Consider the following 6652-nt stretch of genomic DNA (forward strand, 5'->3'; position numbering starts at 1 on the left):
TTCTGCGATTCAGTGAGATTTCGGCTCGACTCAAGTCACCTTTTCGCCCCTCGGCGAGTTACTTTGAAGGGGCCAAAGTAACCAAAGCCCCTCGCCCCTGTTTCCGGCCCGACTTCGTCGGGTTCCTTCGCCCTGTCACTGATCCGGGGGTCGCCAAACGCATCACCACGCGAGGCGCGGGTACGATAATCAAACCCGGAAAAAATAATTTCAAAACCCGTGAGCCGTTTTCTGTTGCTCGCGTGACAGACAGGGAAAGCATTTCTCAACCTTCCGGTCAAAGGACTCCTGCATGTCAGCCCGCCCTACTCAACTTTCACCGCTGGTGCGTACGTTGCGCCATGTCATTTTCGGTGCCAGCCTTTCGGTCGGCAGTCTGTCGATGGCGCAGGCTGCCGAGGTGGCACCCAAGGCGTATCACATTGCGCCAAGCGAGCTTGAAGCTGCGCTGAGCCAGTTCGGTCGAGAGTCCGGCGTGTTGATTTCCTACGGTTCGCAAATCACCAGCGGCCTGAAGAGCCGCGGCCTGGAAGGTCAGTACACGCCCGAGCAGGGCCTCAATGCGTTGCTCGAAGGCACCGGGCTGCAGGCCTTGGCCGACGGCAATAATGGCTTTACCCTGCAGCAGGCCAACGCCGCTGGCGCGCCTATCGAGCTGGGTGTGTCCACCGTGGTCGGCGACTGGCTGGGTGCCGCGCAGCAGACCAACGTTTTCGAACACCCCGGCGCACGTGATGTGATCCGTCGTGAAGAATTCGAGCGTGTCGGCGCAACCTCGGCGCGTGAAGTGCTCAATCGCATCCCGGGCGTCAATGCCCCGGACAACAACGGCACCGGCAGCCACGACATGGCGCTTAACTTCGGCATTCGTGGCCTCAACCCGCGTCTGGCGTCACGCTCCACCGTATTGATGGACGGCATCCCGGTGCCGTTCGCACCTTACGGTCAGCCGCAGCTGTCCTTCGCGCCGATCAGCATGGGCAACATGGACGCGGTCGACGTGGTGCGTGGCGGTGGTGCTGTGCGTTACGGCCCGCAGAACGTGGGCGGTATCGTCAATTTCGTGACCCGTGCCATCCCTGACGCACCCACCCTCAAAGGCGGCATACAGACCGAAACCAGCCCGTCGTCCAGCCACGATGGCTTCAAGACCACCGGCAACCTGCTGGCAGGCGGCACGGCGGACAATGGTCTGGGCGGCGCGATTCTGTATTCCGGCGTACGTGGCGGTGACTGGCGCGAGCACAGCGATACCCAGATCGACGACTTGATTCTCAAGGGCAAATACCAGATCGACGAAGCCAACAGCCTCAATGCCATGGCGCAGTATTACGATGGCGAAGCGCAGATGCCCGGCGGCCTGAACGTCAGGGATTACGATGCCGATCCGTACCAGTCGACGCGTCTGAAGGACAAGTTCTGGGGCCGTCGCACCATGTTCAACTTCGGCTACCGCTATGAAGAGGATGCCCGCGTCTTCACCGCCAACACGTTCTTCACCAAAACCTTGCGCAGCGGCTATCTGGATCAGGGCAGCTTCGTTTCCCTGTCGCCCCGCGAATATTGGGTACGCGGTCTGGAAACGCGCTTCTCGCAAGGCTTTGCACTGGGCGAGACCTGGCATGAAGTGGGCGTCGGCTACCGCTACGTCAACGAAGCGGGTCACGAACTGCGCTATCGCGAACCGGTGACCGGCAACCTGCCGACTACCGCCAGCCGCAACGACCGTGACACCCGCGGCGCGACTGAAGCGCATGCGTTCTACATTGATGACCGTATCGACATCGGCAAGTGGACCATCACGCCCGGCGTTCGCTACGAGATGATCGACACCGCGCAGAACAACAATCTGACCAACGCCCGCTATCAAGGCGACTACAGCACCGCACTGCCAGCGCTGAATGTGCTTTACCACCTCACCGACACCTGGAACCTGTACGCCAACACCGAAGGCTCGTTCGGCAGCGTGCAGTACAGCCAGATGCCTAACCGCGTTACCGGCGATGAAGTCAAACCGGAAAAAGCCCGCACCTGGGAGCTCGGCACGCGCTATGACAACGGCAACCTGCGAGCCGAGATCGGTGCATTCCTGATCAACTTCGATAACCAGTACGACAGCAATCAGACCAACGACACCGTGATTGCACGCGGCGAGACTCGTCATCAGGGGATCGAGACCATCGTCAACTATGCGCTGGAAGGCCTGAGCCCGGTATTGGCCGGTTACGATGTCTACGCGAGCTACGCTTTCGTTGACGCGACAATCCGTGAAGACGGCCCGAACAAAGGCAACCGTGTGCCGTTCTCGTCAAAACACAAAGGAACGATGGGCGTCAGCTACACCGAAGGGCCGTGGAAGCTGAATTTTGACAGTTCTTTCCAGAGCGACCAGTTCGCCGACAACGCCAACACAGCGGCTGAGAGTGCCGACGGCAGCACTGGCAAGATCCCTGGGTACATGCTGTTCAGCACCCGCGCCAACTACGATTTCGGCCCGCAATTGTCGGACCTCAACGTAGCGGTCGGGATGAAGAACATCTTCAACCGCCAGTACTACACCCGCTCGTTCGACGACAACAACCGTGGCAAATACGTCGGCGAACCGCGCACGGTGTACGTACAGACGTCAGTCGCATTCTAGTTCCAGGACGCCAGAGCGTGAGAGAAGTGTTCTCCCGGATACCTCTCGTTCCTCACGCTCCGCGTGGGGATGCCGTTCTGGACGCTCTGCGTCCGCTCCTGATTCTCAGCCTTGAATCAGGGCGGCCATTTTTTGCTGCGAAATATTTCTTACATATTGGGGTTGAATTGTCAGGCCATTGCCGCCAACACTGTGAATGAGCGCAAACGAAATCGATTCCGCAAGGAATCACGTAGTCCAGCCTCGCACGAGCAAGCCCTAATAAGGATTAACTATGCAAATCCAGGTCAATAGCGATAATCACATCGAAAGCAGTATCCGACTGGAGGAGTGGGTTCGTACCACCGTTGAAAGCACGCTCGAACACTACGATGAAAACCTGACCCGCGTGGAAGTCCACATCCGCGACGAAAACGGCGACAAGCCTGGCCCGCACGACATCAAGTGCCAGATGGAAGCTCGCCCCAAAGGACACCAACCTATTTCTGTTTCCCACAAGGCCGATACGGTAGATCAGGCTGTGGATGGCGCTGCTGTAAAACTCGATCACGCCCTCGAGCATCTGTTTGGCAAGCTGCGCGGCAAACGAGGTGCCGCACCGATTATCGCCGAACAGGATGAAGATCCGGTCAGCCCGGACGCGCTGCTCGAAGAAGAATTTCTGGAAAAAGAGCAGGAGAAAGAAGCCGCTCGTCTGACCTGATGTTCCACTGACACGTTTTGCAAAAAAAGGGCGAACCGGCAGCGGTTCGCCCTTTTTGCTTGCCATGCATTGTTCCCCATGAGTGGGCAAGCGCAGCGCTCCACGTACTACGACAATCTGTCGACCAGCGTGCCCTACACACAGTTGTGCCCCAATCAATGCGCACCACAAATGCTCGCTGCACAGCTTTGGCCACCTTGCACCATCGCTCGCCTCGCAGCCATCTCGATCGCCGGCTGCCGTCCATCGAATTTAACATTCAGCACCGGGCAGCCCGAGCCCTGCATCTGACAGCCATCGGCGAGCAAAAAATCAAGCCGCTCGCCTACATGAGCAGTCGGCTCAGCCCTTCATGCCGACAAGCGTTCAACACTCATCCCGCCGCTCTGCAGCAAGACGGTCAACGTCAGGACCTGGACAGCAGGCGAGTACGGTTTCGCCCCGTCTTTACGAATCTTTGACGCCAGGATTCGGTTGTCGGAGTGTCAGACAATCACTCAAAAAAGTCGTACGCAAACTGCATTCGCGAAAGGAGCAGGCCATATCCGGGAAGTGTTCTCCTCCCCTTTTCGAGAGCACGTTTGCCGGCCGGATCGACCGGTTCGCATTGCAGCAGAGTAAGCCGTGAAGCAACTGCAATGGGCTCCCGTTCAGCGGCCTCTCGCGCATCACCCCTGCAATATGGCCCGAACCATGCAGTGTCCTGTAGTACGCGCTACGGGGCTGGCCATCAGGACGGCCACCTCCAGGCGCGGACTCACGCCGTGGGTGCGTTAAAGCGTCTTAAACGACACCTCTCATCAACGCGAAAGACGACAGCAAACCTGTCAGCAGCAAGCGAAGTAGTAACGCAACCGCTGATCAGTCGTCGAGAACCAAAAGGACTATTACCCGGTCAACTTATGCAGACCATTTAGCAGGTGAATGATATGGACAATCCTTTTCAGATGATCACGGATACTTTTCACCCCGACTATCGGGTGAATCTGAGCATTCAAGGGCTGGACGGCAGCATCATGCTGACCCTGTCCAACGAATGCGGAGTCGTTGCCAAGCGTCTGATCAGCGCAGCGCAACGCAACGCAATGACCCGCAACGCCTGCGCAAGCTTATAGAAAGCGTGCAATTCGGCATCGCCATCGAGCGTGGCGAAAGCGCGATCAAGATTCTTGCAGCGATGACCGACGGTGCCACGCTGAAAAAGACACCCGGTCCGGCCAATGGTCTGTGGTCGCAGAGTCAGGCTGCGGTGAATGCCGGGGTTTGACGGGGGGTCTCTTCTTCCGGTTCAGTGCCTTAGATGGCGCTGAATCGGTATGGAATTTATTGATGCCGTTTTTTATCAGATACATTCACTGAGTATCTTCAGCAGCGTATATCGCGGTCGCCTGGTCGCCAATTTCAAAAAAAAAACCATACTCGCCTCCCCCCCCTTGAAGCAGCTTGCAACGCCTGAAAAATCGGGCAATTCGCCATCAATATCCCTCCCGCCTCTTCAGCAAAAGTACAGATACATCCTGATACAACAACTCTTGCGCAGAAACATTCGAGCGACTGGGCACTGCGTTCAGCGCCACTGCACCTGCGGATGATTCCGAGGAGGCAACATGTTCTTAAGGTATGGGGTATTGATCGCATCACTTGCGATAGCGTCAGGCTGTGTCGAGGAGCGGGTAGTCCATGAGCGACCACACGTACATCATGAATACGTCGAAGAAGTCATCGCGCCGCAACCACCCCCTGAGCGGGTAATCGAAGTGGAACCGGCGCCTCGTCCCGGCTACATCTGGGCGCGCGGTTACTGGCACTGGAACGGGCAGCGTTTCGTGCCGGTTCATGGTCACTGGGAGGCGGAACGACCTGGCTACCACTACGTGCATCCGCACTGGGAAAGCGCCGGAGACGGCTGGCACTGGCATGCCGGTGTGTGGCTTAACTGACAAGCGACTTCCATGCAACACGCTGGCGGCATCGATCACCGATGCCGCCGGTGTCTCGATCAGATCTCGCCCTTCTCCTCCGTCACCGCGCCTTTGACCGCGCTGGACGAATCGGGAATCTTCGCCGACGGGTATTTGTAAGACGCGTAGCGCACCACCAGAATTGCAAACGCCAGCAGCAGAATGCCGCCACACAGGTAGATGATGCCGATGTCCGGCGGGTTGTGGTGGGACACGTCGGAAATCAGCAGGCGGGTCAGTGCAGTGATCGCAACGTAGATCAGGAAGCGCACGGGCATGTGGTTGGTCTTGAAATAAATCCCGGTCATTGCCCCCAGTTCCAGGTAGATGAACAGCAGCAGGATGTCATCGACCGTGACGTTGCCTTTCTCGACCATGCCCAGGAACGCAACCACTGACGCCCAGGCAGTGATCGCGCCAATCGCGAACAGCGCCAGAAAGTGAAAGCTCTCGACGCAGAGATTACCCAGTGACTCGGCCTGGCCATGCACGCGGTGTCTTATCTTTACTGCCCATTTGTTTCCCATGACGCTCTACCTCTGAACCTTCGTTTATGCCGACCGGATGATGCCGGGTACTCGTGACACCTTTGTGGCCTGCTTTTTAAAGCAGGAACAGGGCCATAGGCTATGGTTGAGAGCGCGACGGGTTGTCACAAGGCACATTTGCGGCGCAAAAAAGATGCTTAAACGCCACTATTCAGAGAGGGGTTGATTGGTGCAGCCTTTTTACTGTATAAAAACACAGCAATCAAGAAATCACCTTCAACGCCGATGCGTCGGAGAGCGGCCTTCATGCAGACCCTCATTTGGATATGCATGCAGCGCCCCGCTACACCTGACCGGCATGCTGGTCTTGCAGGATCACTGCTTTTGCATACCCGCTGGTCAGAGCGTGAAGCGCTGAACGTCCGGGTCTAGCCCCTTTCAACACTGGATAACACGACGAGGCCAAAATGGCTGTTGAAACCCTTTACCGCAGCACCCGCGATCTGGAGACTACTTTCGTGGACCGTAAACTCGCCGATGCGCACGATCAAATGCTCGAGCTGGCCGAGCTTCTCACCGACGTCCTGATCAAGAACGTGCCGGGCATCTCGGAGAAGCATGCAGAGGATGCGAGTATCTACATGGCGGAAAATCGCGCCGTCTTTGCCGCCGCCTTCAAAAACAACGCGACTGCACTCAGTGAGCTGTCGGAGCCTGCCGAGTCAGAAGGCTGATTGCGTTCTGCACTGCGCCCCCTCATCCGGAGGGGTTCGCTAATCATTCTCATTTAATAACTGGGCAACTGCCCGCATTGCTGCTACAACTCAATAGTGCAGCTCACCTAAGAGGGTGTAGACAA

The 6652-nt window shown here is 57.4% G+C and carries 5 protein-coding genes and 1 pseudogene; 5 read left to right on the top strand and 1 reads right to left on the bottom strand.

All coding sequences use genetic code 11. The features are described 5' to 3' along the window. The first annotated feature begins 292 nt into the window (after positions 1–292). The 4 genes and pseudogenes from fecA to ALO64_RS24705 all read left to right on the top strand — a co-directional run bounded on the left by fecA (position 293) and on the right by ALO64_RS24705 (position 5284). Complete coding sequence (gene fecA, locus ALO64_RS19840) at positions 293–2641, top strand: TonB-dependent Fe(3+) dicitrate receptor FecA (RefSeq protein ID WP_044343648.1); 2349 nt, start codon at positions 293–295, stop codon at positions 2639–2641. A 274-nt stretch (positions 2642–2915) separates the two neighbouring features. Next, positions 2916–3344, top strand: a complete 429-nt coding sequence (locus ALO64_RS19845) for an HPF/RaiA family ribosome-associated protein (protein ID WP_002552231.1) — start codon at positions 2916–2918, stop codon at positions 3342–3344. A 929-nt stretch (positions 3345–4273) separates the two neighbouring features. Then, positions 4274–4611: pseudogene (locus ALO64_RS19855) on the top strand (DUF3509 domain-containing protein). Between the two features lie 340 nt (positions 4612–4951). Beyond that, positions 4952–5284, top strand: coding sequence for a YXWGXW repeat-containing protein (locus ALO64_RS24705; protein ID WP_002552229.1), 333 nt, complete (start codon positions 4952–4954; stop codon positions 5282–5284). 59 nt (positions 5285–5343) lie between these two features. On the opposite strand, the gene ALO64_RS19865 is transcribed toward ALO64_RS24705, so the two are convergent. Then, positions 5344–5832: a phosphate-starvation-inducible protein PsiE gene (locus ALO64_RS19865; RefSeq protein ID WP_002552228.1), complete on the bottom strand. Its 489-nt coding sequence runs from the start codon at positions 5830–5832 to the stop codon at positions 5344–5346. 428 nt (positions 5833–6260) lie between these two features. On the opposite strand from ALO64_RS19865, the gene ALO64_RS19870 reads away from it, so the two are divergent. Then, positions 6261–6527: a YebG family protein gene (locus ALO64_RS19870; RefSeq protein WP_044343649.1), complete on the top strand. Its 267-nt coding sequence runs from the start codon at positions 6261–6263 to the stop codon at positions 6525–6527. Positions 6528–6652: the final 125 nt, after the last annotated feature.

This window comes from Pseudomonas meliae, from assembly GCF_001400515.1.
Classification (GTDB): domain Bacteria; phylum Pseudomonadota; class Gammaproteobacteria; order Pseudomonadales; family Pseudomonadaceae; genus Aquipseudomonas; species Aquipseudomonas amygdali.